Source organism: Marinoscillum sp. HNIBRBA16962, from assembly GCF_057801515.1.
Genome location: NZ_CM173603.1, coordinates 4,535,058 through 4,561,854, shown reverse-complemented (window position 1 = coordinate 4,561,854; position 26,797 = coordinate 4,535,058). Strand labels below are relative to the sequence as shown.

Here is a 26,797-nt window from a genome sequence, read left to right as displayed (position 1 = left end):
TGGTAAATGGTCAATAGATTATTCAATATCAAAACAAATGAGCAATCAAAACAGACTAGCAGAGGTAGTAAAAGTATTCTTTAAGCTGGGGCTCATTGCCTTTGGTGGGCCAGCTGCCCATATAGCCATGATGGAGAAGGAAGTGGTGGAAAAAAGAAAATGGATGGATCGCCAGCACTTCCTTGATCTTGTAGGAGCTACTAACCTGATACCCGGCCCCAACTCCACAGAAATGACCATGCACTGCGGGCATGAAAGGGCTGGCTGGAAAGGGCTTTTCCTGGCCGGGATTTCGTTTATCTTTCCCGCTGTTGTGCTGACAGGCTTATTAGCATGGCTGTATGTAACCTACGGTCAGGTGCCGGCGATAGAACCTTTCTTATATGGAATCAAACCTGCCGTAATAGCCATCATCATTGGCGCCATTCTGAAATTAGGAAAAAAAGCGCTGAAGAGCTGGCAATTGGGAGTTATCGGTGTACTGGTAATTGGTGCCTCTTTAGCAGGAGTGAATGAGATAACAGCTATTTTGGGAGCAGGAGTTATCGGGTTACTATGGTTTGGTGTTATCAATAATGCGGATAAAAGTAGCCTAAAATCAATTTTACCGTTGATGCTCCTCAATGCCGGAACAGCCACCACACAAGCCATATCTACCACAAAGCTCTTCCTGGTGTTCCTGAAAATAGGAGCTGTACTCTTTGGTAGCGGCTATGTATTGGTCGCTTACCTGGACGGTGAATTAGTTGAGAAACTGGGTTGGCTGACCCGACAAGAACTTTTAGATGCGATTGCCATCGGGCAATTTACCCCGGGTCCGGTGCTTTCCACAGCTACATTTATCGGGTACCAGGTAGACGGTATTTGGGGAGCAGTAGCAGCAACAGCAGGCATTTTCCTGCCGTCTTTCTTTTTTGTGCTTCTCTTAAATCCCATCGTGCCAAAACTCCGGAAATCACCCCTGGCTTCTGGTTTTCTGGATGCCGTAAACATAGGTGCAGTAGGGATCATGATAGCCGTGACCTTTAGCCTGTGCCAAAATATCCTGATCGACTGGAGGGCCTGGTTTATAGCCATATTAAGCGTCGCGATCACATTTGCGTTTAAGAAAGTGAGCTCTGTCTGGATTGTAATAGGTGGCGCTTTGATCGGGTATATTCTTCACCTGGTATTCTGATGAGCAATCGCAGCATAAAGCGTATACTGTTTTCACTTGCTGAAGGTTTTAATTTTAACTCGAATATAGTGTTACGATTCTGTTTTTAATTTCTGTAGAGATCAAACAGCTTACCGGCAACATTGATCGTGATGCAGTAGGATATGTCCTGGAATGCCAGATGCGACTTTTCCGTAGATGCAAATTCGAATGTATAGAATATGCCATTTTTTTGTTTGCTGGAGAGTTTTAATGCACGCTGATCCACTCCAAATTTTTCTGCAATGTGGTTTGTCGCTTTATCTATTATATCCTTTTCAGTTTTGACTTTAGCTCTCATAATGGGGATGTTTTTTAAAAAAAATAATCCGGGATTTATTAGTAGTCTACACAGACCTAACGCTTAAACGATAGTAATGAGAGCATGTTGTAAGGCCAGTATCATCTTACTATTAATTTTTCCAGTGCGCACTGTGTTCAGATCGGTAATTTCACCTGAGGATCACTGTATATCTGAACAATCATTGTCTTTAGTTCGGCACCTATCATCTTTCGGGGCTCCAGGTCGAACTCCTGGGCAGCAATGCCACAAATTGCGAAAAGCGCTTTATTGGCTCATTTTATGATGTATAAAATTTATCGTCCTTCCAGTTGGCAAATGAATTGGATAACGGATTGGTGAGGTTCAGCAGGTGGGTTTCACCCGTCTGACGGTTCGGAACCGTCTGACGGGTAGATCCTGGCATCATCTGAGCCGAATTAACCGCCTGGTGGGATTTCGGTTAAAAATGAAGATTAAGTTCTTCATTAGTTTTCAGAGTATGATAGATCCTTTCAGGATGACTTTAAGGGAATGTTATGTGAAAGCAGGTTAACTACTTCACCACACTCAGCTCCCAATCCGTACCTTCATAATCCCAGTTGACACCTATCATACTATCCCTTCCATGGCGGGTAAGTTCCAGATTTACGATTTCACCACTTAAATCAAGGCCTCTGATAGTAAGTGCCTCCAGATAATTTGGCAATAAAGGTTTATGAAAAGAAATTTCTTTTCTGGAATGATTGATGGAAATCTGCAATACTGCCCGCAGGAGCATATAAACTGCTGCCACCGACCAGGCTTGTGGTGAACAAGCTACCGGATAGGCAGTAGGACCTTCGCCAGTACGCCGCTCCATTCCACAGAAAAGCTCAGGGAGCCTTTGCAGGTGGATAAACAAAGAAGCATCAAAGAGGCCCGTCATCAACTGAACCGCCTGACGCTGGAAACCATACTTTCCCATGCCGTAGGCAGTCAATGCCACGTCATGCGGCCAGACCGACCCATTATGATAGGACATGGGATTGTAACGTTTTTCATGGCTTGAGAGTGTTCTGACCCCCCATCCTGAAAACATATCGGGCTGCATCAAAGTGTTGACCACACGTTTCGCTTTACCAGGATCTGCGATACCGGTAAACAGCACCTGTCCGGCATTGGAAGATTTTACCCTGCAGGGTCTTTTTTGCCCATCGAGAGCGAGAACATAACAGCCCAATTCCTTGTCCCAGAAATCCTCATTGAATTGTTCTTTCAACCGCTTGGCTTCATTCCTCCATTTTTCAGCTTTGGCTTTTTCATCAAAGACCAAAGCCAGATTGGCAGCTTGAAGCTTTGCATTGTAAACATACCCCTGCACTTCGCATAGCGCAATTGACGGTTCGGCCAGCTGACCGTTTGCATGCATGACAGAATCATGACTGTCTTTCCAGCCCTGATTGGTCAGCCCGTTTTTTGATTTATGCCGATATTCTACATAACCGTCATCATCCAAATCGCCGTATTTATTGATCCAGTCCATGGCTTTGAGCACATTGGGCCAAATCTTTTTGATGGTGTCCAGGTCTCCTGTTCTTGTATAGTATTCACCCGCCAGCATAACGAAGAGGGGCGTTGCGTCGATAGTCCCATAATACTTTTTAAACGGTACTTCATGGAGGGCGACCATTTCACCACCACGAGTTTCATGAAGTATTTTTCCAGGTTCGGCATCTATGGATTCGTCTAATGCATCTGCCTGATTTTCCGCCAGGAACAAAAGCACGTCACGGGAAAGCTTTGGAGCAACCCATAAGGTTTGCAGGGCTGTGATAATCCCATCACGGCCAAAAGCAGTATTGTACCAGGGAACGCCCGCATAGGGATATTTACCGTTTGGGGTATCAGCCATTAGAGATACCAGATCAGCTCGAGATCGGTTGATCCAATGGCTAAACTGCTCATTAGAGGTTTCAATAGTAGGTAAATAGTCCTTTCCTCTTTCAATGTCGGAAACAATGGCATGACTATCACCACTGTAATCTCTGAATGAGTCGGTCCATTCACCATCCGTAAAGCTTATTGTATAGTCTATACGCTGAACTTTCCCTGGAACTAAGTTGATGCAGAATTCGATCTTTCCAGACTGACCGGTCTTTTTAAATGGCTGATTAAAAGTGATGCGGCATTTTCTTGTAACCTTATCCAGGCCTTTATAGCTAATGATTATGCAGTGGTCATCAGAGTATTCAATGCCCAGGTGTTCCCCTCGCTTATTCCTTCTTTGTCCCCTGACTTCAAAGATGTCCTTAAAATCTCCATTGAAGGTCAGAGACAAAATGCACGAATGGTCCGTAGAATTATGGTTTTGCAGCTCTATTTTTTCATGAAAATGAGCATCTCTCACCAGCTGGCTCCTATGTATATGCACAGTGCCATGACTCAGAGACTGACCGTTATCTTGAGGTATCTGTGGGTTTGTAAGGTCTACCGAAAGAATTTCATTTTCCTCTTTGATATTGGAGCTCAGTAAAGTAGGATATTGGTCGTTAATCTGCAGCTTCAGTTCATTGATGAAGCGTGTATCCTTATGATATATCCCCTGGATCTCCCGTCCCAGGGGCAATATATCTCCGGATCTACTGAGTATCCCAAACGTATCACAGTGATTGAGTACCTGTGTACGATCATCGATATACGAAGCGTCAGTGGTTATCTTGTAATAACCATTTTTCTTTATATCGCTTTCTTTTTGTTTGGCTATCATGCTTGTTTAGCTTAATGATCGAACGGTGTTTTTCAGTTCTGGTGAAACAAAGACGGACTTTCTTGTTGGCAGCGTAAGCGATTCAAACAGCTTTATGTAGTTCTCCGCCATGACTTTAGCGCTGAACCGTCGTTCAAATGTCTCTCTTACCTTGTTTCTATCAATCAGGTCAATATTTTCCAGGGCTCGTACGGACTCTTTTACGCTTTCCACTATAAATCCGCTTTCCCCTTTATCGATCACTTCCGGTACTGATCCGTGATTATAGGCAATCACCGGCGTACCACAGGCCATAGCTTCGATCATCACCATGCCAAATGGTTCCGGCCAGTCAATAGGGAATAACAGCGCTTTAGCATTGCCCAGAAACTCCCCTTTCTTATCTTCTCCAATTTCGCCGATGAATTCGACATGGGGCTGGTCCATAAGTTGTCTGATCATATGCTGATAATAATCCTTGTCAGCTTTGTCGATCTTAGCGGCTATCTTGATTTTTACACCCGCTTCCCTGGCAATCCGGATCGCTCGGTCCGGTCTCTTTTCCGGTGAGATGCGACCGATAAAGGCTACATAATCCCCATTGCCCTCACCTTTTTTATAAAGATTCAATGGCAGCCCATGATAGACTGTGCCGACCCAGTTAACATCTACCGGCATCCCTTTGCGCTGAGAGTTGGAGATAGATACAAGCGGTTGATTTTTGAATTTGTCATAAACATACACCAGGTCGGGGATATCCATTCTTCCGTGCAAGGTGGTCAGGTGGGGGATACCTATAAAATTTGAGACTGGAAAATGCAGGTACTCCGTATGAAAGTGCAATACATCAAACGCTTCGGATAGCTCAATCACTTGCTGCATCTGCGCAATATGATGAGCCAGAGGGTCCTGTACATCTTTTAATCGTAAAGCTTCTTCACTATGGCTTACCAGCTTAGCAGATGTCTGCGAATCACCGGAAGCAAACAGGGTTACATCATGGCCCTGACGAACCAATTCCTCAGTCAGATATGAAACAACACGCTCGGTACCGCCATACATCTTCGGCGGAACCGACTCATATAAGGGTGAAATTTGCGCTATTTTCATCAGTGTTTAATTTAATTTTAGTACTTCCTTATTTGTTTTCAGTTTGTTCATCAATCCACTTTGATACATCCACATATCCAGTAATGCCTGTTCCATTGGAAGCAGTTGATCTTTGGCTTTGTGGTATTCTTTAGTCAGCAGAAAATCATCAAAGCTGACTTTTTCCAGTATGGTCTTATAGTAACTCAGAAATGATCTGTTCTTTACTTTTAAGTTCATCAGTTAATAATCATTAAAAAGAGTAATGTCAATAACAGTGCTAACAGGATGAATCCGCGAGGGGATTTCCAAATGGTGCCTCTGGGAGGGCCCATTTGTTATGAATAAACAGGCCTTCATTTTTTAGTGACTTATCAAATAACAATACGAGAAGGAGTGCTTACTCCTCCTTCTCTGTTTCTTCGCTGCTTGCTTCACTCGAATCATTTTCTTCCTGATCGTCTTTGGTAGATTCTCCGGAGGTGTCAGTTGTCATATCTTCCGCAGATGTGCTTTCAGTGTTGTCTTTCACCTCACTATCAGCCTCAGATGATGAATTAATCCGGTCGCAACTTCCTATTACAGTTATGAGCATTACAGAAAGAAAAGTATTTAGTATCAGGTTTCTTAGTTTCAATAGCGTTTTCATTTTTACCTCCTTTCGGTTTTGATGTGGAAATCATGTCCAGGTCCCGTCTGACCGGATAGAGGATGAAATCGTCCTACTCTCATAAGGCTGTTTTGATGAACAACCTTCTCTTGTCTTCCCTTCAGCCGATCATACCAGGCACACCTTACGCTTGCATTGCTCTCACCGTGTGCCAGCAGGGGATGATCTTTGACCTCATACCGGACCACCCTCATGGAAGGTCCCCCGGTTTTCAACCGTACCCGGTCTCCAGGTTTAAACAATTTTCCATAAAACGGCATTTAGTTTTAAGTTTAACAATTCCATGGGAGAGCGATTACAATCGCTCTCCCCGGATTGCATTTTGATGTCCGAAAAAGATTATGAAATCTTAATGGTTTTAACCGGTTTTTTTCGGGCCTCCACTTTTTTTGGAATAATAAGATTCAGCAAACCGTTTTTGTATGTAGCTTCAATCTTGTCGGCTTCTACAGTGTTTGGCAAATAGAAAGACCGCTTGAATGATCGATAGCTAAATTCTCTGCGTGTGTATTTATGATTTTCGTCGTGGGCTTCATTTCCCACTTCAGATGAAATAGTCAGCATGTCATTATCCAGCTCTACCTGGAAATCATCTTTTTTCATTCCGGGAGCTGCCACTTCCACACGAAAATCATCGTTGGTCTCGACGATGTTCACTCGGGGCACTGACCCGCCACCATTTGTCCAGCCCAGACCACTCGCACCTGACCAGTCAAACAGATCCCTGGTCAGGAAATCGTCAAAAAAAGAGGCAGATGGAAATAAACCGTTTGATTTAATTAAAGTGCTCATTGCTCTTAAATTTTAATAGTTAAACAATTCAACAATTTGGTTAAATCGTAATCCTGACAGTATCGTCAGGACTATCAAAACCAAAACAACAAACTATAGAATCGCGATTCTCAATTTCTGTCTATCAACTCAAATGCCAGATACTGTGATGGTAAATTTTGTCAGTTTTTTTCTGCAAAAATGTCAGTTTAAATCCTGTATAAAGGGGGTTTTAGTCAGCCTGCCTGGCACTTAGGTTCACCAGACTGGTGTAAAGGTTACACCAAACACCCCAAAATCAATATCTTTCCTTTGCCAGGGGATTGGTAATAAAACAAATAACAAAGAGAACAATCTTAGTAAAATACCTACTATGAAACATGGCTCTATTTGTTTGATTCAGACGTATTGTTTTTGAAAACTCTCTTTGAGTTTTTGCGTCAATTCTTTCTGTTTTTGATTCAGGTGTTCGGGTAGTTTTACATCAAGTTTCACATACAAGTCTCCGTAAGTGGACCCGTCGTAAACAGGCATACCCTTACCTTTCAGCCGCAATTGTTTTCCGTTTTGTGTGCCTTCAGGAATCGTAATGTTTACTTTTCCCGAAAGGGTGGTAATTTCCTTCCTGCCACCGAGCAGGGCAGTAAACATGTCTATTGGGGCCTCCATAAAAAGGTCATTGCCTTTTCGCTCATAGACCGGATGCGGCCGTACGTTGATCGTCAGGTAAAGATTACCTGATCTACCCCTGCTTCTTTTCTGGCCTTTCCCTTTGGCACAAAGCTTAAGCCCGTTATAAGCACCTGGTTTGATCCTCAATTTGATCTTTTCCTGTCCCAGGTCCACGATTCGTTCAGTTCCGGTATAGGCTTCCCGGAGAGTAATGGCAACTTCCCCTGCGAGATCACTACCGGCGATATCTTCGTCAATATCGAAACCAGTGAAGCCAGCGCCATGCCACCTGTTTCCTCCAAAAAAGGATTTAAAAAAATTGGAAAAGCCACCATTACCAAAAAAGTCTGAAGGATCTCCTTCAAACTCGTAGCGGTGCTGTCCATGGTGGCCTCCCTGAGAGGCATACCCCCGACCTCCCCACTGCTGGCTAAAGTCAGCGTTCTGATATTGCTTCCAGTTAGCTCCGAGTTCATCGTACCTTTTGCGATTTTCCGGATTGCCCAACACTTCGTAGGCTTCGCTGATTTCCTTAAAGCGCTCCTCGGCAGTTTTGTCTCCCTCATTTCGATCAGGATGGTATTTTACAGCCAGTTTGCGGTACGCTTTTTTAATCTCATCCTGCGAGGCAGATTTGCTTACTCCTAATACTTTATAGTAATCCTTGTACTCCATCCTTTCCCAATCTGTTTAATAAAGATCAAGATATCGACCTGAGAGACCTTCAATCAACGAACGGTCTGAATCACAACGTTACAGCCCGACTGCATAATAGTAGGTGCCTGGTACATCTTCATAAATACCTTCTATGAGCACACCTCCCTTTTTACCCTCAAGGGCTTTTGCAAGTTCATCTGTAGATTTTACCAACTGACCGTCAACTTTGGTGATAATGAAGCCTTCTCTCATTTCAGTATGGTTCATGAGTTTACCTGCATACAGTTTTTTCACCTTCACACCCCCATCAATGTCCAGCTTTTTCGCCAGCTTTTTATCTACATCTTCAAACTCCGCACCGAGGATGTTGAAAATTTCCTTGTTACTCTTTGCCAGAAATTTCGTTTCCCCATACTGGTTCTTGAGTTTTGCGGATACTTCCATTTCCCTGCCGTCCCGATTGATCCTGAGCTTTACTTTATCTCCGGGACGATGACGGGCAATAATCTCCTGAAGCTCAGGCGCAGTGGTCACTTCAGTACCATCTACCTCAAGGATCACATCTCCGGGTTCTATACCGGCTGCAAGTGCCGCACTGTTTTCAGCTACGCTGTCTATATAAACTCCATCCGTAACTTCCAATTCTTTCTCTTTAGCAAGGTTGCCATCCACTCCGCGGATCGTTACTCCCAGGTAGCCTCGCTGAACCACCCCATATTTTAGAAGGTCTTCCACTACCTTGTTTACAATATTGGAGGGAACTGCAAATCCATAGCCTGCATAGGCTCCGGTGGGGCTTGCAATGGCGGTATTGATCCCTATTAGTCCTCCTTGCAAATTGATCAGGGCGCCACCACTGTTCCCCGGGTTGATGGCTGCATCTGTCTGGATGAATGATTCGATCGCATACTGGTCCCGGAGAATATTGATATTGCGGGACTTTGCACTTACGATACCAGCGGTGACCGTTGAGTTAAGGTTAAATGGATTTCCCACTGCCAATACCCATTCGCCGACTTTTACATTGTCGGAATCAACCAGAGGCAGGGTGGGAAGACCTTTTTCCTTGATCCGGATCAAAGCAAGGTCGGTGCTAGGGTCCGTTCCAATGACTGCAGCCTTGTAAGTACGGTTATCATGCAGTGTCACTTCAATGTCATCAGCATTGGCAATGACATGATTATTAGTGATAATATATCCTTCACTGTTGATAATCACACCGGATCCCGTACCCACGCGAACCTGGGGTAGCTGAGGGCGCTCAAAACGATATCCCGGACCGAAAAACCTCTCAAAGAAATCATCTCCGAAGAAGTCTCTGAAAGGGTCCGGTAATTCGTGGTGCTGATTTCTGGCTGAATTGTTGCTGGTCTGTGTGGATTTAATATGCACCACGGCATCCATCACTTTATCTGCCACTGAGGTAAAATCCAGCGGCACAATCTCATTATCTTTATCTACGGTATAAACAGCACCCCGTACGGGAGTGCCGTCTATATGTTCTATTTTGAGTGTTTTGGCACCTGGTACCACTTCAGGGGCCAGCCAGACTACCCCGAGAGAAACACTCAATGCAATAAGTCCGGTTATAACATGATTTTTCATTTTCTTCTCGTCTTTAGGGTTCGACAATCAGATCATTTGCACTCTTAATAAATTGTTTACAAACCATATTCCACACCGAATTTCGAAATTAAGAACTGTCAGAATGACGCATGATTTGTTAAGTGAAATGCCAAAATGACACATACGTCTACTTCATTAAAAAAACCGTCCATTTGATCGGTGGATTTACTGATGAATATACCCTCGCCACACACTGATTTTTGAGGAGAATTCAGGGATCAGTAGACTTAAACATCCTTTTTAACATCTTTTAACCTATCATGGCATTTCTATTTTTTTCCTGATTTTTAATTTGGCTGCCTGTAAGTGAAGTCATCGAAAATTATGAGAAAGTTTTTTATGCCAACACAAACAAAATGGCTGAAGTACCGTCTGCTAGCCGGTCTTATTGGAGTATTGTTTTTCTGCGGTCACGCTGCTTTTGCACAGAGCGTGACATTGTACACACCCTACACAAAAATTTCTGTTCCACCTGGTGAATCCATCAATTACACAATTGATGTGATCAACAAAAGTAGTGTGATCAGGGATGTTGGAATTTCCCTGGCAGGATTGCCCGATGGATGGAAGTACACCTTAAAGTCGGGGGGATGGAGCATTGAGCAAATTGCCGTGCTTCCGGGGGAAAAGAAAAGTTTTTCTTTAGGAGTTGAGGTTCCGCTCAAGATTGAGAAAGGGACCTACCGCTTCCGGGTGGTGGCCTCCGGGTTTGATCAGCTCCCGCTTACTGTCACAGTATCAGAAGAAGGGACCTTCAAAACCGAATTCACAACGGACCAACCCAACATGGAGGGGCATGCCGATGCAACTTTTACTTTCAATGCAGATCTGAAGAACCAGACTGCAGAAAAACAATTGTATGCCTTGAAGGCCCGGACTCCCCGTGGGTGGTCTGTAACTTTCAAAGCGAATTACAAGCAGGTTACATCGGTTAACATAGAACCAGGTAATTCGAAAGATATCACCATCGAAATAGCTCCGCCTGATCAGGTTAAAGCCGGAAGCTACAAGATCCCGATACAGGCTACTACCACTACTACATCAGCCGATCTTGATCTGGAGGTAGTGATCACCGGTTCCTATGATATGGAATTGACCACACCAACGGGGCTTCTGAGTACCCGCATCACGGCTGGAGATGAAAAGCGGATAGCGTTTAAGGTGAGGAATACAGGATCAGCCGGGCTAAGAGATATTAAGCTGAGTGCTTCCACGCCGGTAAACTGGGATGTTGTTTTTGATCCTGACACAGTAGATAAGCTGACTCCCGGGGAATCGGCCAGTGTTTTTGCCACCATCAAGGCAGACCGAAAAGCCATTGCCGGGGACTATGTAACCAATCTGAAAGCCAGGACCCCCGAGGTTACTTCCAAGGCTACTTTCAGGGTTTCTGTGAGGACTCCCATGCTTTGGGGCTGGATTGGTGTGCTGATCATTCTGGGTGTAATTGGAGGTGTGTTTTATCTTTTCCGTAAATATGGAAGGAGGTAAGGTGGACGAAAATATCATCCGATTGTCGGGGTTGACCAAAAGGTATGAGTCGCATACCGCTGTGGATAACCTGAGTCTTACCATCCCTAAAGGCGAGATTTTTGGGCTGCTCGGTCCGAACGGAGCAGGCAAATCTACAACGATCCTGATGCTCCTGGGACTGACGGAACCTGATTCAGGTCTGGCAGAAGTTTGTGGGATCAATTCTACCAGCAACCCGGTAGCAGTCAAAAGGAAGGTTGGCTATTTGCCTGAAGATGTCGGGTTTTATGAAGATATGACCGGCCTGGAAAATCTGATGTATGCGGCCAGGTTGAACCGCCTGCCCAGGAGGGAAGCAAATCGAAAGGCTGAACAGCTGCTTGGCAGGGTGGGTCTGGCTGATGTGGCTGGTAAAAAGGTAGGTACCTATTCACGCGGAATGCGCCAGCGACTGGGACTAGCTGATGTGCTGATCAAAGCCCCTGAAGTGATCATCCTGGACGAACCAACGTTGGGAATCGATCCAAAAGGAGTTCGCGAACTCCTTGGGTTGATAGGACAATTGAGTAGTGAGGATGGGCTTACAGTCCTGCTTTCCTCTCATCACTTGCACCAGGTGCAGCAGGTGTGCGATCGTGTTGGCTTGTTTGTCAAGGGCAAGCTGATAGCCGAGGGTGATGTACAAACACTTTCCCGGCAGTTATTTTCCGGCGAACAGTTTATGATTGAAATACGGGTCTCTGATCAAGAGGCTGTGAACCATGACCGGTTACAAAAGATGATGCTGGGCGTGGAGGGTGTTGATACTATCCGGACAAATGATGATACATTCCATGTTAGCTGCACACGTGACGCATCACCGGAGCTTGCCAGGGTTATTGTAGAATCAGGGCATGGTCTGAACCATCTCCATAAGAAAGAGTACGGATTGGATGATATATATCAACGTTATTTTGAAGGAATTGAAGATCATGAATAGTTCAGTAAAAAGAAATTTTTCCTCAGTGAAGCGATGGCTGACAGCGATCAGTTACCTGAGTAAACGTGTTTTCCGGAAGAGACCTTTCGGGGAAAAGGATAAACCGGAGCATCCATTTTGGACGATTGTTAACAAGGAAATTTCAGATCACGTAAGAAGCTGGCGGTTTATCATATTGATTGCCATTATAGCCCTGGCCTGCATGGGGTCACTCTATACGGGGTTGACTAATTTCAGCGATAACATAAAAGCCAGTGACCCGGAAGACACCTTCTTTTTTTTGCGACTATTTACTGTATCGGATGGTACTATGCCTTCTTTTCTTGTTTTTATAAGTTTTCTTGGTCCTTTGCTTGGTATCAGCCTCGGATTTGATGCCATCAACTCAGAGCAAAACAAGGGAACACTGAGTCGCATTCTCGCTCAGCCGATCCATCGTGATTACCTGATCAACGCCAAGTTTGTGGCAGCCTTGAGCGTAATCAGTGTGATGTTTTTTGCTTTAGGGTTTCTGGTGATGGCGTTTGGACTCATTACGATCGGGATACCGCCTACGCCGGAAGAGTTTTTGAGGTTCGTTTGCTTCATTATCATCAGTATCTTCTACGTGGCCTTTTGGTTAAACTTATCCATCCTGTTTTCGGTCCGGTTTCGTCAGCCGGCTACTTCTGCGCTCTCAGGAATTGCGGTGTGGTTATTTTTTACGGTATTTTATGCACTGATCGTTACCTTCATCGCAAAAGCGGCTACCTCCTCGGAAGTACCAAATGCGTACGATCTGTTCAGATACAGGGAGCTTGTATTGAGCCTGTTGAGCATCTTGCCAAGTCAGCTGTTTAATGATGCCACTACGGTATTGCTGATGCCATCGGTTCGAAGCCTGGGACCACTTACTATGGAACAAATGATTGGGAGTATTCCCAGTCCGCTACCTCTCGGGCAGAGCTTGTTGATTATATGGCCGCAACTCACAGGTCTTATAGCTGCTACCATTATATGTTTTGGCTTGTCTTACCTTTCGTTTATGAGGAAGGAGATCCGTTCCAGGTAGAAGGTGCACATCCCACAGCTCCGGCCCTGTCTGGCCCGGATCTAAATCTCTGTTGGGTTTTATTTACACATACATAGCCACAGCATTTACTATAATACCTGATAAAATCAAAAACTATTTTGACAAGTAATGTTTTATTTCTATTTATGCAGGGATAAATCATTGTGAGCAATGAATTATTACCGGTCTTTGTGAATCAACCAACTGGGAGTGAGGTAATTCCCTGTTTAGTTTGCAAAATAGGGGATGGGTTCAGGAAATAGGGAAATGCTGGTAAGAAATAAGGAAGTGGTGGTGAGAAATGACCATTAGCTTGATTTGTTTTGGTATTTGTCCATGTTTTTGCTCAAATTCATCATACAATACTTCTGGCTTGGGGTTAAGGCCTGGAATCATTATCCAGTGATTTCAATTAAGCCACGGAATTTACCTGTCCAACCTACAAACTACAGTGGGTTTCACCCGTCTGACGGGTAGACGCTATGGGACCTTGCACTCAGGCAAACTTCCGTATTTTCTGCAAAAAGTACTGGACACACCGAGTAGTTTAGCTAACTTTTTGCTCCAATGACCTGTGTATGGTGAAGGTGCATGCAAAAGACTTGTCTGACAATGAGGTAATCGACAGGATTATCGAGGGGGAGGAAACTCATTTTTTCGATATCCTGTATCAGCGGTATTACAGGAAGGTCCTGGACAAGTGTTTTAGCTTTGTGAAAGATCGAAGACAGGCGGAAGAACTTTCAGAAGATATTTTTTCAAAAACTTATGAAAAGCTCGCTATGTTCAGGAAGCATTCGTCTTTTTCTTCATGGTTATATTCTATTACCTACAATCACTGCATAGATTACCTGAGGGAAAAGAAAAAGATGAGCTACCCGGAGTGGAATAGTCAAAATGAGATTCCTGAGATCATCGATGAGAGCGATGAGGACCTGTCTCAGATCACCTACGAGAGGCTTACGGTTATTATGGAGCTGATTCATCCGGAAGAAAAAGCGCTCTTACTCATGAAATACCTGGACAATCTGTCCATAAAGGAGATAAGCCATTCATTAAGGATCAGTGAAAATGCTGCAAAGATGCGGTTAAAAAGAGCACGGTCCAGGGTCTTCTATTTATATCGAAAAAAATATATGACCGATAACTAGCGTTACTTTGGCTGGTTTTTACGTCAGCATTGGAGAGATAGCTCTATGGAAGATTTTCTTAAAAAGGTAATAAATGGAGTTGGGATAAAGCCTCCTGGGGTTTGCCGGCTGGCTTTTAGCAATCATTTCCCGGGTGCTGTAAACCCGGAGTGGTTCCTTGGTTCCGGCAAATACGAAGTGCTGTTTCATCGTGATAGCGTGGAGTATATTGCCATTTTTGATACTGAAGGTAAGCTGGACCTATATAAAGTATACCTGGCTAAAGATCTTCTGCCCTCTGCGATCAGATCATTGCTCGAGAAAGACTGGGAGATCATGAATGTCGTTTTGATCAATCATGGGAATCAGATAACCTACGAGGTTATTGTCAGAAATGAGAAGCTAAACAGGTACCTGGTGATGGTGGATCAGCTTGGGAAGGTCATCGAAGAGCGTGTTCTCTGACTTAGTATCACGATTACTAAGGAAGCAAACTAATTATTCATGCCATCACTCAGCTTCTTTACTTATAAAACAAGGATTTCATCAACTTAGTGATGGCATGAATTAGTATCCTTATTTAAGAGTCACGACACCAGCTCTCACTATTACTAGATATAGCAGTACTAGCTCTCACTATTGTTAGGGGCTTCACGAAGACCTAAATGCCTACCAATGGCGATTGACAACCATCTGGTTCTAGTAGATATTTGCATTATTTAGAACGATTCTAAATAATTTATTCACGGACAAGCAAACAAAAAAATGAAATGAGCATGATGCCGGGACGCGTAGTCTCAACCCAATTATTGAGCCACACTAACCTGCCTGCAGTAGCCACTTTCGGCAAAGGCAGGCTGTGAATGATCAAAGTTGGGCAGCAAACCGCCTACGCGGCGCGGCTTATTTCGGAAACTTTAAACACATGAAATGAGCATAAACTTTAGGCATCCTAAATTATACCAACCAGGGGATGAATAAAGTTTATCGCGAATTCCATGTGACCTATTAGAGATAAACACTATACACATGAAAGGAATTATACTGCTTATTTTAATCGGAATAGTATCCCTGCCACAGGCAAATGCTCAATCTGCGGGAACCATACAAGGGGTAGTAACAGACGTTAATGGCGCTCCTTTAATCGGCGTTAATGTAGGACTAAAGGGTTACCGCTATGGTGCCGCTACCGATGATCAGGGAGAGTATTCGATAGGTGGAGTACCAAAAGGCAGCTATACACTGGTGGTGTCCGGTGTAGGGTATGAAAAGCAATCAGTACAGGTGAACGTTACCGGGGCGAATATTAAACTGGACTTTTCACTGCAGGAGTATACCGAACAGCTTCAAACCGTAGAGGTAACAGGCCGCAGGGAAACGGATTATAAAAACGAAGTATCATACGTGGCTTCCAAGACGGCTACCCCACTCAAAGAAGTGCCTCAGGCTGTTAGTTATGTGACCAAGGAAGTTATTGCCGATCAGCAGGCTTACCGGATAGGGGATATTGCCAAAAATATCAGTGGCGTGAACATGTTTTCCGGATATGATGATTTTACGTTCAGAGGATTCAGAAGTGGCAGCAGCAATAGTAAAATGATTAACGGGTTGCGTACTGTAGGCATCTTTGGGCCACAGCCGATCCTGGCCAATATAGAGCGAGTGGAAGTGATCAAGGGACCAGCATCGGCACTTTTTGCCAATACTACTCCGGGTGGTACTATGAACTATGTGACTAAAAAACCACTGGATGAGGAACGGAAAGCGCTGAGTTTTACCGTTGGGAGTTTCAACACGCTTAGAGCCAACGCAGACTTTACCGGGCCTGTCAACGATGAGGGAACATTGCTTTACCGGCTCAACCTTGGGTATGAAGATGCTGACAGCTACCGGAACTTGCAGCAAAACAAGTCGCTGATGGTAGCGCCATCCATTTCATTTTTACTGACTGAAAATACCCGAATTAATTTTGATCTGATGGTAACACAGTACAAGGGAAAGCTGGATCGCGGGCAGCCGATCTTTGGAGCAGCTTCCGGCACAGACCTTACCAGCACGCCGGTTTCGTTTGCCCTGGGTGAGTCCAGCGACTATCATACTAACAATGTACAAAACTTCACTTTATCGCTGAATCATAAGTTCACCCGGGACTTTTCTTTTAATGCTTCCTATATGCGGTTTGTATGGGATGAAGACCTGTTTGAGCACCGCACATCCAATAGCTTTGCTGTGGATAGTCTGGGCAACCAGGTTCCCACCCTGATGGGGATGCAGGTGATTAACAGGATGAGGAAACAGATTTCGGACAACCTTACTTCATATTTTGTATACCGTGCTAAAACGGGTCCTTTAGCGCATAAGCTTGTGGCAGGTTTTGACTACATCCAGCAGCAGCAGCCCGTAGGAGGCGGGCAGTCCATAGCCAGAGGTTACCGGCTGAAGGATGGATCGGTTACCAGAAATTATGACCCGGAAAACGCGGAGAACTACCTGTTTGAAAATGGAATGCCAGTGCCTAACATCCCTCATTTCGATCTGGAAGATCCACAGTATAATGTGACCTATCCGCATGAGTATATTTTCAACATCAGGCAGAGCTATTCACCTACTAAATATTACACTTATGGATTTTACCTGCAGGATCAGATCAGTTTCAACAGGCTAAGAGTGCTGTTGTCGCTACGGCAGGAAAACTACCGTGACGTGCTCAACTATGACACTCCTGATGAAGAAATAGTACAACAGGAGAAGCTGTTGCCCAGGCTGGGACTGGTATATCAGCTTACAGATGATGTAAACCTTTACGCTACCTATACGGAAAGCTTCCAGCCGCAGACGGCCTCTGTTTTAACGAATCCTAATGCAGGAGGGCCATTTGATCCGCTTTCGGCAAATATGTTGGAGGTGGGTGCGAAAAGCACATTGATCCGAAACCGGCTGGCTGCTAATCTGGCCATCTACAGCATCGAGCAAAACAATATTTTAGTCAATGCCAATGATGCAGGGAACCCTGACCTGCTGGAGCAACGTGGACAGGAGCTTTCAAGAGGGGTGGAGCTGGATGTGATCGGTACGATCACCCCTAATCTGAGTATCACTGCCAACTATGCCTACAACAGGGCCGAGATCACGAAGAGCGATGATGCTGAACAGATCGGTCATATCAAGGAAAACGCTCCTGAACATCAGGGAGGAATCTGGGCAAAGTATTTAATAGACCGTGGAGCGCTGAATGGCCTGGGTATCGCCCTTGGCAGCAACTTTGTGACAGAGCGAGTAACCTTCGATACTTATAGTCTGGGTCTCAAGCTGCCCGGCTATGTGCTGTTTGATGCGGGGATCTTCTATGCTGTAGATAAGTTCAAGATCTCGGCCAATATTAACAACCTGTTTGATAAAACACATTGGACGGGCGGTTATAGCTATACCAGGCTGTTTCCTGGAGCGCCGAGAAACTATCTGCTAAGTGTTGGATATACGTTTTAAACCTTAGATGAAGTTCGACAAAAAGATCTTCTTCCGGATCCATAGCTGGATTGGTATCAAGTTAAGCATACTGTTTTTTATAGTATGCTTTTCTGGTACACTGGCCACGCTCAGCCATGAAATGGACTGGCTGCTTATCCCTGAAATGCGGGCAACTCCGGCAGATATACTTGCTAGCCGTAACATGATCTTACAGAATTTGCGAAAGGAGTTTCCCCATGCCAAAATGCAATACTGGATGGCCACAGAGGAGCCTTACCTGTGTGATATTGTATACATGGTCGATGCAGGGCAGCTTCATTACACTTTTGTAAATCCCTATACCGGTGAGGTGCAGGGGAGCGCCCGGATCACGTTTCAGCGGTTTTTCAGAGATCTGCATTATTACCTTTTTATCCCTTTTCAGGTGGGAAACTTTACGGTGCTCGCCTTTGGCTTTATGCTCTTTGTATCCATGATTACGGCATTGCTTTTTTACAGGAAATGGTACAGAAAGCTATTCGAGTTGAAAGTGGGAAAAGGCCCTGTGGTGTTTTTCAGGAGTTTGCATAGATTGGTGGGGGTATGGTCCGTGCCCATTACACTGATCTTTTCGCTGACAGGTATATGGTACTTTGCAGAGCGAGCCAATGTGGGCGGAGTAGGTACTATTGCCAACCCACCCAGCCCGAAGCTTGAGCGGAAGTTAGCGGCTGACCGGGCCTATGACGATTTTGAGTTTTCTGTAGATTATGACCGGGCAGTACAGGTAGCGAGGAGTGTTATCCCGGGACTGCAGGTAAAGGATATCCTGCCGCCGAAAAGACCCGATCAGGCGATCTATCTGAATGGTCCGGACGGTACTCCCCTGGTTCGTAATCGTGCTAACCGGGTTTACATTGATCCTTTGACCTATGAAGTATTGAAAGTACAAAAAGCAAAGGAGCTGGATGCGGTCACATGGATCAATGACATTGCAGATCCGATTCATTTTGGCTACTGGGGAGGTCTGGCGACCAAAGTGATCTGGTTTGTTTTTGGCCTGGGGATATCATCATTGATATTGACCGGATTGTGGGTGAGTCAGAAGCGTAAAGTAAAATCAGCTGCTAAACTAAAAGCCCAAAAAATGGGCTTTTGGAAGTATGTCAACTGGTTAATGACTGTGGTGATGCTTGGGTTTCTCTACTTTGCACTGTTAGGCAGGTATCACGTTTCACGAACAGCCGTTTTAGTCATTACAACCGGCTTTGCAGCTTTTATATGGGCAGGTTGGTACCTCTTTAGCTACAGGCTGAAAAGGGTGGTAGCGAAGGAGCTCGCAAAATAAATCCCGACTTTCAGATCGGTGTTTTCTGTAAACGGAATGAATCCTCTGGGTTTCTTGTTGGGAAAAAACTTTAACCGAAATTATGCAATAGACTTCTATTGCATAATCAGACGATCCCGACGTTTACTGTCGGGATGTCTGGGTTAACCCTGACAAAAATGTTTTTTGGAGCATTTTTCGTCAATTATTCATTTTGTAATGAATAATCCGGGTTTAAGTCAAATGGATTGCAGGTTCTCTGCCAAATGGGTCCATCAGTATCTGGCCGGACCTTTCCGGGCTCCTTATTCCGTAATTTACTGACCAAAGGGTTACATTTAACAAGCTAAAATTGACAGGTTAATTTGAAAGGAGTAATTCACGAGATTTTTACCATTTTGATCATGGGAGGACTGGTTCAGGGAGTATACCTGGCCTTGCTTCTCAATAACAAAAGTGTCAGGAAGAGCCGGGCAAATCTTTTTCTTTCCCTTCTGCTGATCATGCTGTCCTTTAGTATAGCGCATATTCTTTATGCGGGAAATGTCTTTGATCATTTATCAGCAGAAATTTACTCGCTGGGGGATCCCACTTTTTTACTTATAGCTCCTTTGCTCTGGTTGTATGTGGCGGAGCTTACAGGAAAAAAGGTAGTATTTACAGGGAGGGGAATAATGCATTTTATCCCGTTTATTTTCATAGTTATTTGCTCTTTGAGTTTTCGGAGTGCCAGCTCGGAAGCTTTTTTACATTTCCTTGATTCAAACCATCGCCTGCTCCATATTCTTTTTTGGGGAGCTGTGGTTATGCAGTTTTCACTTTACCTGTATGCAATGCATAAGCGGCTGGATAATTACCAACTGCTCATCCAGCAGGAAGTATCCAATCCGGAGGGGGTTAATATTTCATGGGTCAGGTTTTTCATGTTTGTTTTTCTCTTCATAAATATTTTCTTTCTTTTCAGTCTTTTTGCCGTTATTCACTTTGAAGATCGTGCCTGGCATACGAGCGCTACGGCACTTATTTTTTCGCTTTCCATCTATGCGCTGGGTTTTAAAGGGATGCTGCAACGGGAGGTATTTCACACCCTGGAAAACCCTGCGGAACCTGTTTTACCTACCCCCGCCTCTACTTATGAGCCTGACCAGGACCTGATCAACGAGGTGGTGAGCTATATGAAGGAGAAAAAACCTTACCTGGATCCGGAGTTAACCCTGAGCCAACTGGCTGGTGTTTTAAACATCAGCAGGAGTCAGCTCTCGCAGTTAATTAACAGTGGTATAGGTGATAATTTTTATGACTTTGTCAACAGGTACAGGGTGGAGGAGGTAAAGCAGCTAATGCGGGATGCGAGTAAGGCTCATTTTAGCCTGCTTGGACTTGCGCTTGAGGCTGGTTTTAAATCAAAATCTACATTCAACCTCATCTTCAAACGGTTTACGGGACTGACCCCTTCAGAATACCGCAAAAATCTTTCGGAGTAATAAGTCCATCAGGATTTCTGTAGACGATCCGGGATCCGGACTTGCATAATGTTGCCATAAAAAAACTATGGATCAACAAAATCTGATTGAATTGCGAAATGTGTCAAAAGCCTTTCCTGTGGCAACGGGATATTTTATGGCTTTAAAGGACATTAATTTAAGTATTGGAGGAGGCCAGTTGATAGCAGTGACTGGTAAGTCCGGGAGTGGTAAGTCTACACTTCTCAATATTATATCTGGTATAGACAAGGCGACGCACGGAGAGGTCGAGATCAATGGCGTGCGGGTAGACAGGCTTCCTGAAAGTGAGCTGGCTGCATGGAGAGGAAAGAATATCGGTGTGGTATTTCAGTTTTTCCAGCTTTTGCCCACACTTACGGTCATCGAAAATGTCATGCTCCCCATGGACTTTTGCAATACCTACCCAAAGAAGGAAAGGAGGTCCCGCGCGTTGAATTTATTAAAGCAGGTAGGGATCGGGGAACAAGCCGATAAGTTGCCTTCTACATTGTCCGGAGGTCAGCAGCAGCGAGCAGCTATTGCAAGGGCCCTGGCGAATGATCCACCTTTGATCGTGGCAGATGAGCCCACAGGTAATCTGGATTCACACACTGCCAACGAAATTTTCAACCTGTTTGCCAGGTTGGCAGGTGCTGGGAAAACGGTAGTTGTCGTGACCCATGAAAAAGAATTTACGTCGTTCTTTGAAAATACCTTTTTCATTGCCGACGGAGCTATTGTTGATGAACTGGTAACTGCCTGACCTATGAGAATCAGATATATAAAAGTGATCCGGGATCTTACATCAAGCTATAAGAAAAACCTCATGCTGGCACTGGCTATTGCTTTAGGTGTTTTTGGTGTTGGTACGATCCTGGGAGGGTATAGTGTGATCAAGAGGGAGATGACTGATAATTATCTGGGTACAGTTCCGGCCTCTGCCACTATAGAAGTGGAAGATAGTCTTTCATCTCATTTAACTGAGGAAATCGAGAAGTTGCCGGGGATCCGGGTGGCGGAAAGGCATGCGACCATAAATGCCCGCATGAAGGTTGGTGATAAGTGGCGTCCTTTGCTCCTTTTCGTGATCGATGATTTTAGCAATAAGCGAACAAATAAGGTTGCATACATGGCTGGTGCTAAAAGACCGGGAAAGGCTGGTATGCTGGTGGAGCGTACTGCTCTGGAGGTAATGGAGGCCGACATTGGTGATGAGTTGCTGATCAAAACACCTAATGGAACCCCCAGGTCTATCAAATTAGACGGAGCAGTACATGACCCAAGTCTGGCTCCTGCCTGGCAGGAACAAAGCGGATACGGATACATAACCCTGTCTACCCTACGCTGGCTTGGGGAAACACGGGGCTTTGATCAGTTGCGGATATTGGTTAACGAACGCCCGTATTCGCGACCATTTATCAAAGAGCAAGCCACCACAGTAGCTCACATGCTGACTAACAATGGGCTGCAGGTTCACGAGATCCAGGTACCCCCGACCGGCAGGCATCCCCATCAGAGTCAAATGGATACTGTAATGACAATCTTTGTCATATTCAGCTTCATGATTTTGATTTTGGGATCAGTTCTCGTCTCTACTTCTATAGCCACACTCATGGCCGGGCACATACGGCAGATCGGGATTATGAAGTCTGTTGGCGCCCGCTCTTTTCAGGTAGCAAAGCTTTATCTCTTCATGATGCTTCTAATTTGCATTGTGGCTCTGATGGTTTCTGTGCCGCTGAGTCGGCTTGCTGCTGCAGGGTTTTACCAGCAGATCGCGACTTTACTTAATCTGGAGATCAGGGATACTTCCATTCCTGTATGGGTGCTTTTAGTTCAGGTGGGATCTGGCCTTTTGATTCCGCTGGTAGCTACCATTATCCCGGTAGTACAGGGGAGCAGGGTTTCCGTAAAGCAGGCGTTGGATCATTTTGGTGTGTCCCGAAAGAGCGGCATGAACCTCCGGGTATTCAAACTTTCCTGGCTGAAGGTCTTCGATAAAACCATTGAGCTTTCCTTTCGGAACGTATTCCGCCAGCGTCAGCGATTGTTTCTGACTCTCGGGTTGCTTGCTGCGGGTGGATCGATGTTTATGACGGCTTTAAATGTTTCTGAGGCGTGGGATGAGAATTTGCGGCGGATCTATACTCAGCGACTGTATGATCTGGAAATCCGCTTAAAAAATGGTATTTCCGGCGAGTCGATCATTGATAAAATGAAACAGCTGGATGGAGTGGGTCGTGTGGAGGGATGGAACCTGTATGCTACTTCGCTCGTCACTGAGGATTCATTTGATATTACACAAACTTATCCTGACAAAGGGCATGGAAGCTTCTCGATACAGGCAGTCCCTATACCCACTCAGTTACTCAACCTTACGGTGGTGGATGGCGAGTGGCTTAAGGAAGATCATTCGAATGCGGTAGTTCTTAATCAATTGGCCAGAGGAATGGTACCCGGTGTAAGGCTGGGGGATAACATAGCGCTTTCGGTAGACGGAAAACCCACTAAGTGGCTGGTGACCGGTTTTACGGAAGATGTGGGCGCTCCGGCTACCGCTTACGTGAGCCAGGGGACCTTGCAAAAACAGATCCGTAGTTTGGATGGGGTAAACACGCTACGAGTGGCCTATACTGATCGATCCAAAGAAAATGCCAGGTCCAAAAATCACCTGGTTGAGAAATACCTGCTTCGGGAAAAAGTACCTGTGAGCGGGACTATTCCAGTTTGGCTTTTACACAGCGCAATCGCAGCTCATATGGAAGTGATGGTCAACGCTTTGCTTACAATGGCAGTCCTGATGGCCCTGGTGGGGGCGCTTGGTCTGATGTCTGCCATGAGTATGAATGTAATGGAAAGAACCCGTGAAATAGGGGTCATGAGAGCTATTGGCGCTACACCGCAAAAAATCAGAAAGCTTGTGGTTTGGGAGGGTTTGATTACAGGAGCTATCAGCCTCTTCATTGCTTTTGGATTATCTGTTCTGATCTCTGGTTATTTTGGGAGGTTTTTGGGTAATATGTCCTTTGGGATCCCGCTTTCGCTGAAAATCTCGGTGACCGGGCTTGTCCTGTGGTTTTTTTTGGTGACACTGGGTGCTTATCTGGCTACACTATTTCCCGCTAAGTGGGCCGGCAAAATCACTACGCGCGAAGCTCTGGCGTATGAATAGATCAATTTACCTGCAGGAGGTACCGCCTCCTGCAGGTGTTCTTCATCTGCACAGTATTTGCAATTTGATATTATCGCCTTTTTTTCTATTTTTATTTAGCACCTTTACCCACGATGCAGGCGCAACAACAACCCGGAAAGAACCCCTATCATGTCTTTGATGATATGCTTGAAGGCATACAGGTCATTGATTCAAAATGGCGGTATTATTACGTTAATAAGGTTGTCGCTAAACAGGGCAAGGCCACCATCGATGAGTTGATTGGCAAAACCATGATGGAAAAGTATCCCGGAATAGAGAAGACCGAGATGTTTAAGCTGATCGAACAATGCATGAAGGAACGATCATCGCATCAGCTGCTCAACGAGTTTGAGTTTCCCGATCAATCAAAGGGTTATTTCGAATTGAGGATTCAACCGGTACAGGAGGGGGTGCTGATCATGTCAATGGATATTACCAAACAAAAACGTCTGGAGGACAAACTGCGACAGTTCAATGAGCTCCTGGAAGATATGGTCGATGAACGGACCAGGCAACTTGCAGATTCCCTGGAAAGGGAGAAGAAGCTCAATGAGTTGAAATCCCGCTTTGTTACTACGGCCTCCCATGAATTAAAGACCCCACTGGCGGCCATAGAGATCAGCATGAATGTCCTGGACAAATACAATGTGCCTCCAAAGGATACGGAGCGGAAGAAATTTCACGGGCATATCAGAACCTCCATCAATGATCTGCATCAGATCCTGAATGATTACCTGTCTCTCGACCGGATTAAACAGGGACTTGTCTACCAGGATGGACACCAGAAAATTGATCTGCCGGAATTTATTAATGATCAACTCAAAAAACTGGAATTCACATATAAGCCAGGGCAGTACATAAATTATGAACATTCAGGAGTTAATGAAATATCCATGGAAAGGCATACCCTGGGCAGTATTTTAGTAAACCTTCTTTCAAACGCCATCAAATATTCAGATAAACCTATTGATTTACTAACCTGTGTAAGTCCTGATTCATTTTTCCTGAAAGTCAGTGATAAAGGTATTGGCATACCAAAAGCTGAGCAAAACAGGCTGTTTGAGAAATTTTTCAGAGCAAAGAACACTTCCGATATTCCCGGTACAGGCCTGGGACTCAATATTGTGAAAAGATATGTGGAGCTCTTTGATGGTGAGATAAGTTTTTCAAGTGAGGAAAATAAGGGCACCACCATTGAAGTACAGTTGCCTAACCTGAATAATTCGATCCGACGTGGAACGAAATAGACATAGCGAATCAGTGACTCACTGATTATGAGTGTGATCCTTACCGAAAGAAGTGGCATTTTCAATATTGGTCTCAATGATATCAGCGATATCCTGTTGCTGTCTTTATTGATCCTGATCACCCCATCATCATCTGCAGTTGCCTGACTGAAGTTCACTCCGTCAAATAAACTGTTGATGTCAAATTCTAATGTTACTGATAATCAGTGGTTTGATATTGGTATTTATCTTTTGAGCTTTTTTGGCAGCACATGTTTGATTTTACCGATTTGGGAAAGGGGTGGTCAATTTGGTTTAGGCGAGAAACAGATTTTACCTCCTGCCACGACTCTTTAAAGGATCAAGCCTTTTAATGACCCGGATTTTAGATCGAATAATTTCTACTACAATGGATCCTATCATTAAAAAGTAACGATCCCTTCAGTTGTAAGTATAATTTTCTGTATCTTAAACGACTGATAACTCACCGCCAAGTATCAACTGAATCCAAATTTAAAGCTCGATTAAGCGTATGAATTTCCAGGGCTTGGCTAATGATTCTCACAAACTGCGTGCCTACCAGTCGATAGTACATGGTCATCGAAGAAAGCATTTTTTTGTAAAACGGTGGCGATTAAAGATATTCTTATTGATTCATCGGACTGTTAACAAGTTTAAGGCGAAAGCTGATCTGCTTATTGGCTTTGGAAGGGTTCAGGATAATCCAAGTAAAAATTATCTCTCAAAAGGAAACCAGGTTCAAACGAAGCAGCATCAATTTTATGATCATGAAGCGCAATCGGTTGTTTTAAATACGGATCGGAAGAAGGGTATTTTAGGGCCGCTGCTCACAAAACCAAAAGTTTTGACCATTCACAATAGTCAGGATGCTTTCAATCTACATGAGGTTTTGAGTGATGAGTTTGACGTCATCTGGGAGAAAAATCCATTGAAAGCTTTTGATGTGGTTTTGAGTGAGTTGCCTGATCTTGTTATCAGTGAGGTGAGACTACCGGAAATCAATGGTTTTGATTTGTGTGCCAGGATTAAGAATGACCTGCAAGTATTCCATATTCCGGTCGTCTTGCTTACATCCAAAGAAAGTATAAAGAGTCATATTCTCGGATACCAAAAGGGTGCCGATGATTGTATGTATAAGCCAATTGTAGGGGAGTTATTAATTGAGCGGATTAAGAACCTCATTCGCCAGCGACAGCAAATAAGAAAACATTATATCGGTAGTAAAGAGCTTTTTGAGGGTGATTTGCCTTCCGGCATAGCAAGTAATGACTTTATGGAAGAGGTTTTGAATTTAATAAAAACCAACTACAATGATCCAGGTTTTAATGTCAATACCATTATCCGGGAGTTTGGTATGAGTAGAAGCGTATTCTATAAAAAACTCAAAGCCATTTCAACGCATTCGATCAATGACCTGATCCGAAATTTCAGGCTCAATCGGGCAAAGGAGCATCTGAAGAGCGGCGAGCTGAGTATCAGTGAAATAGCTTACCGGACAGGGTTTAATAACCCCACGTATTTCAGTACAGTGTTTAAGGAGCATTTTAAAGTGTCACCGAAGGAGTATGCATTTTCTGAACGCTGTAAGTCTTGATTCATTGATACATTCGTAAAAAAATTACGGAATTACATTCATCTTTTTAGATAGAACCATTATTCGACCCTCTTTATTGATAATTTATAAGTGTCCGCACAAAATCAAAGGGATTAGAAACAAATCCTAAAGTCCTCGAAACATGACCTTCATAACTTGAGAGGAAGAAAACACAATCGATTGT

The 26,797-nt window shown here is 44.4% G+C and carries 23 protein-coding genes; 14 read left to right on the top strand and 9 right to left on the bottom strand.

Annotation, left to right across the window (positions count from 1 at the left end):
- The first annotated feature begins 37 nt into the window (after window positions 1–37).
- A complete protein-coding gene (chrA, locus tag AC3E9V_RS18940; protein ID WP_488749725.1) occupies window positions 38–1,177 on the top strand; it encodes a chromate efflux transporter in 1,140 nt (379 codons plus the stop codon).
- A gap of 85 nt (window positions 1,178–1,262) precedes the next feature.
- Here the strand turns inward: chrA and AC3E9V_RS18935 are convergent, their stop codons facing one another.
- The 9 genes from AC3E9V_RS18935 to AC3E9V_RS18895 all read right to left on the bottom strand — a co-directional run bounded on the left by AC3E9V_RS18935 (window position 1,263) and on the right by AC3E9V_RS18895 (window position 9,667).
- Window positions 1,263–1,496, bottom strand: a complete 234-nt coding sequence (locus tag AC3E9V_RS18935) for a hypothetical protein (RefSeq protein ID WP_488749724.1) — start codon at window positions 1,494–1,496, stop codon at window positions 1,263–1,265.
- 535 nt (window positions 1,497–2,031) lie between these two features.
- The gene (locus AC3E9V_RS18930) at window positions 2,032–4,224 is read right to left on the bottom strand and encodes an amylo-alpha-1,6-glucosidase (protein WP_488749723.1); all 2,193 of its coding nucleotides are present in this window, start codon (window positions 4,222–4,224) and stop codon (window positions 2,032–2,034) included.
- Window positions 4,225–4,230: 6 nt separating this feature from the next.
- Complete coding sequence (locus AC3E9V_RS18925; RefSeq protein WP_488749722.1) at window positions 4,231–5,313, bottom strand: glycosyltransferase family 4 protein; 1,083 nt, start codon at window positions 5,311–5,313, stop codon at window positions 4,231–4,233.
- Between the two features lie 6 nt (window positions 5,314–5,319).
- A complete protein-coding gene (locus AC3E9V_RS18920; protein ID WP_488749721.1) occupies window positions 5,320–5,532 on the bottom strand; it encodes a hypothetical protein in 213 nt (70 codons plus the stop codon).
- 160 nt (window positions 5,533–5,692) lie between these two features.
- Window positions 5,693–5,941: a hypothetical protein gene (locus AC3E9V_RS18915; RefSeq protein WP_488749720.1), complete on the bottom strand. Its 249-nt coding sequence runs from the start codon at window positions 5,939–5,941 to the stop codon at window positions 5,693–5,695.
- A gap of 2 nt (window positions 5,942–5,943) precedes the next feature.
- Window positions 5,944–6,222 carry a DUF2158 domain-containing protein gene (locus AC3E9V_RS18910; RefSeq protein WP_488749719.1) on the bottom strand — a complete coding sequence of 93 codons (279 nt, stop codon included), beginning with the start codon at window positions 6,220–6,222 and terminating at the stop codon, window positions 5,944–5,946.
- A 79-nt stretch (window positions 6,223–6,301) separates the two neighbouring features.
- A complete protein-coding gene (locus tag AC3E9V_RS18905) occupies window positions 6,302–6,754 on the bottom strand; it encodes an Hsp20/alpha crystallin family protein (protein ID WP_488749718.1) in 453 nt (150 codons plus the stop codon).
- Window positions 6,755–7,132: 378 nt separating this feature from the next.
- On the bottom strand, window positions 7,133–8,080 hold the full coding sequence (locus AC3E9V_RS18900) for a DnaJ C-terminal domain-containing protein (protein ID WP_488749717.1): 948 nt from the start codon (window positions 8,078–8,080) through the stop codon (window positions 7,133–7,135).
- A gap of 78 nt (window positions 8,081–8,158) precedes the next feature.
- On the bottom strand, window positions 8,159–9,667 hold the full coding sequence (locus AC3E9V_RS18895; RefSeq protein WP_488749716.1) for a Do family serine endopeptidase: 1,509 nt from the start codon (window positions 9,665–9,667) through the stop codon (window positions 8,159–8,161).
- A gap of 345 nt (window positions 9,668–10,012) precedes the next feature.
- On the opposite strand from AC3E9V_RS18895, the gene AC3E9V_RS18890 reads away from it, so the two are divergent.
- From AC3E9V_RS18890 to AC3E9V_RS18830, 13 genes are all read left to right on the top strand, one after another.
- A complete protein-coding gene (locus AC3E9V_RS18890) occupies window positions 10,013–11,179 on the top strand; it encodes a COG1470 family protein (protein WP_488749715.1) in 1,167 nt (388 codons plus the stop codon).
- Window positions 11,166–12,140: an ABC transporter ATP-binding protein gene (locus tag AC3E9V_RS18885; RefSeq protein ID WP_488749714.1), complete on the top strand. Its 975-nt coding sequence runs from the start codon at window positions 11,166–11,168 to the stop codon at window positions 12,138–12,140. Before AC3E9V_RS18890 ends, AC3E9V_RS18885 begins: the two co-directional genes overlap by 14 nt.
- The gene (locus AC3E9V_RS18880; protein WP_488749713.1) at window positions 12,133–13,191 is read left to right on the top strand and encodes an ABC transporter permease; all 1,059 of its coding nucleotides are present in this window, start codon (window positions 12,133–12,135) and stop codon (window positions 13,189–13,191) included. Before AC3E9V_RS18885 ends, AC3E9V_RS18880 begins: the two co-directional genes overlap by 8 nt.
- A gap of 578 nt (window positions 13,192–13,769) precedes the next feature.
- A complete protein-coding gene (locus AC3E9V_RS18875) occupies window positions 13,770–14,342 on the top strand; it encodes an RNA polymerase sigma factor (protein WP_488749712.1) in 573 nt (190 codons plus the stop codon).
- A gap of 45 nt (window positions 14,343–14,387) precedes the next feature.
- Window positions 14,388–14,786 (top strand): hypothetical protein, encoded by a 399-nt coding sequence (locus AC3E9V_RS18870; protein WP_488749711.1) that lies wholly within the window; start codon window positions 14,388–14,390, stop codon window positions 14,784–14,786.
- Window positions 14,787–15,350: 564 nt separating this feature from the next.
- Window positions 15,351–17,807 carry a TonB-dependent siderophore receptor gene (locus AC3E9V_RS18865; RefSeq protein ID WP_488749710.1) on the top strand — a complete coding sequence of 819 codons (2,457 nt, stop codon included), beginning with the start codon at window positions 15,351–15,353 and terminating at the stop codon, window positions 17,805–17,807.
- A 7-nt stretch (window positions 17,808–17,814) separates the two neighbouring features.
- Window positions 17,815–19,116, top strand: coding sequence for a PepSY-associated TM helix domain-containing protein (locus AC3E9V_RS18860; protein ID WP_488749709.1), 1,302 nt, complete (start codon window positions 17,815–17,817; stop codon window positions 19,114–19,116).
- A 344-nt stretch (window positions 19,117–19,460) separates the two neighbouring features.
- A complete protein-coding gene (locus tag AC3E9V_RS18855) occupies window positions 19,461–20,579 on the top strand; it encodes a helix-turn-helix domain-containing protein (RefSeq protein WP_488749708.1) in 1,119 nt (372 codons plus the stop codon).
- A gap of 67 nt (window positions 20,580–20,646) precedes the next feature.
- A complete protein-coding gene (locus tag AC3E9V_RS18850; RefSeq protein WP_488749707.1) occupies window positions 20,647–21,342 on the top strand; it encodes an ABC transporter ATP-binding protein in 696 nt (231 codons plus the stop codon).
- Window positions 21,343–21,345: 3 nt separating this feature from the next.
- Window positions 21,346–23,751 carry an FtsX-like permease family protein gene (locus tag AC3E9V_RS18845; RefSeq protein WP_488749706.1) on the top strand — a complete coding sequence of 802 codons (2,406 nt, stop codon included), beginning with the start codon at window positions 21,346–21,348 and terminating at the stop codon, window positions 23,749–23,751.
- A gap of 113 nt (window positions 23,752–23,864) precedes the next feature.
- A complete protein-coding gene (locus tag AC3E9V_RS18840) occupies window positions 23,865–25,019 on the top strand; it encodes a PAS domain-containing sensor histidine kinase (protein ID WP_488749705.1) in 1,155 nt (384 codons plus the stop codon).
- Between the two features lie 177 nt (window positions 25,020–25,196).
- Window positions 25,197–25,355: a hypothetical protein gene (locus AC3E9V_RS18835; protein ID WP_488749704.1), complete on the top strand. Its 159-nt coding sequence runs from the start codon at window positions 25,197–25,199 to the stop codon at window positions 25,353–25,355.
- A gap of 292 nt (window positions 25,356–25,647) precedes the next feature.
- Window positions 25,648–26,613, top strand: coding sequence for a response regulator transcription factor (locus AC3E9V_RS18830; RefSeq protein WP_488749703.1), 966 nt, complete (start codon window positions 25,648–25,650; stop codon window positions 26,611–26,613).
- Window positions 26,614–26,797 lie beyond the last annotated feature (184 nt).

Excerpts from the sequence above, each read along its gene's own strand:
- chrA (WP_488749725.1), top strand. The coding sequence starts at position 38 with ATGAGCAATCAAAACAGACTAGCAGAGGTAGTAAAAGTATTCTTTAAG.
- AC3E9V_RS18935 (WP_488749724.1), bottom strand. The coding sequence starts at position 1,496 with ATGAGAGCTAAAGTCAAAACTGAAAAGGATATAATAGATAAAGCGACA.
- AC3E9V_RS18930 (WP_488749723.1), bottom strand. The coding sequence starts at position 4,224 with ATGATAGCCAAACAAAAAGAAAGCGATATAAAGAAAAATGGTTATTAC.
- AC3E9V_RS18925 (WP_488749722.1), bottom strand. The coding sequence starts at position 5,313 with ATGAAAATAGCGCAAATTTCACCCTTATATGAGTCGGTTCCGCCGAAG.
- AC3E9V_RS18920 (WP_488749721.1), bottom strand. The coding sequence starts at position 5,532 with ATGAACTTAAAAGTAAAGAACAGATCATTTCTGAGTTACTATAAGACC.
- AC3E9V_RS18915 (WP_488749720.1), bottom strand. The coding sequence starts at position 5,941 with ATGAAAACGCTATTGAAACTAAGAAACCTGATACTAAATACTTTTCTT.
- AC3E9V_RS18910 (WP_488749719.1), bottom strand. The coding sequence starts at position 6,222 with ATGCCGTTTTATGGAAAATTGTTTAAACCTGGAGACCGGGTACGGTTG.
- AC3E9V_RS18905 (WP_488749718.1), bottom strand. The coding sequence starts at position 6,754 with ATGAGCACTTTAATTAAATCAAACGGTTTATTTCCATCTGCCTCTTTT.
- AC3E9V_RS18900 (WP_488749717.1), bottom strand. The coding sequence starts at position 8,080 with ATGGAGTACAAGGATTACTATAAAGTATTAGGAGTAAGCAAATCTGCC.
- AC3E9V_RS18895 (WP_488749716.1), bottom strand. The coding sequence starts at position 9,667 with ATGAAAAATCATGTTATAACCGGACTTATTGCATTGAGTGTTTCTCTC.
- AC3E9V_RS18890 (WP_488749715.1), top strand. The coding sequence starts at position 10,013 with ATGAGAAAGTTTTTTATGCCAACACAAACAAAATGGCTGAAGTACCGT.
- AC3E9V_RS18885 (WP_488749714.1), top strand. The coding sequence starts at position 11,166 with ATGGAAGGAGGTAAGGTGGACGAAAATATCATCCGATTGTCGGGGTTG.
- AC3E9V_RS18880 (WP_488749713.1), top strand. The coding sequence starts at position 12,133 with ATGAATAGTTCAGTAAAAAGAAATTTTTCCTCAGTGAAGCGATGGCTG.
- AC3E9V_RS18875 (WP_488749712.1), top strand. The coding sequence starts at position 13,770 with ATGGTGAAGGTGCATGCAAAAGACTTGTCTGACAATGAGGTAATCGAC.
- AC3E9V_RS18870 (WP_488749711.1), top strand. The coding sequence starts at position 14,388 with ATGGAAGATTTTCTTAAAAAGGTAATAAATGGAGTTGGGATAAAGCCT.
- AC3E9V_RS18865 (WP_488749710.1), top strand. The coding sequence starts at position 15,351 with ATGAAAGGAATTATACTGCTTATTTTAATCGGAATAGTATCCCTGCCA.
- AC3E9V_RS18860 (WP_488749709.1), top strand. The coding sequence starts at position 17,815 with ATGAAGTTCGACAAAAAGATCTTCTTCCGGATCCATAGCTGGATTGGT.
- AC3E9V_RS18850 (WP_488749707.1), top strand. The coding sequence starts at position 20,647 with ATGGATCAACAAAATCTGATTGAATTGCGAAATGTGTCAAAAGCCTTT.
- AC3E9V_RS18845 (WP_488749706.1), top strand. The coding sequence starts at position 21,346 with ATGAGAATCAGATATATAAAAGTGATCCGGGATCTTACATCAAGCTAT.
- AC3E9V_RS18840 (WP_488749705.1), top strand. The coding sequence starts at position 23,865 with ATGCAGGCGCAACAACAACCCGGAAAGAACCCCTATCATGTCTTTGAT.
- AC3E9V_RS18835 (WP_488749704.1), top strand. The coding sequence starts at position 25,197 with ATGTCAAATTCTAATGTTACTGATAATCAGTGGTTTGATATTGGTATT.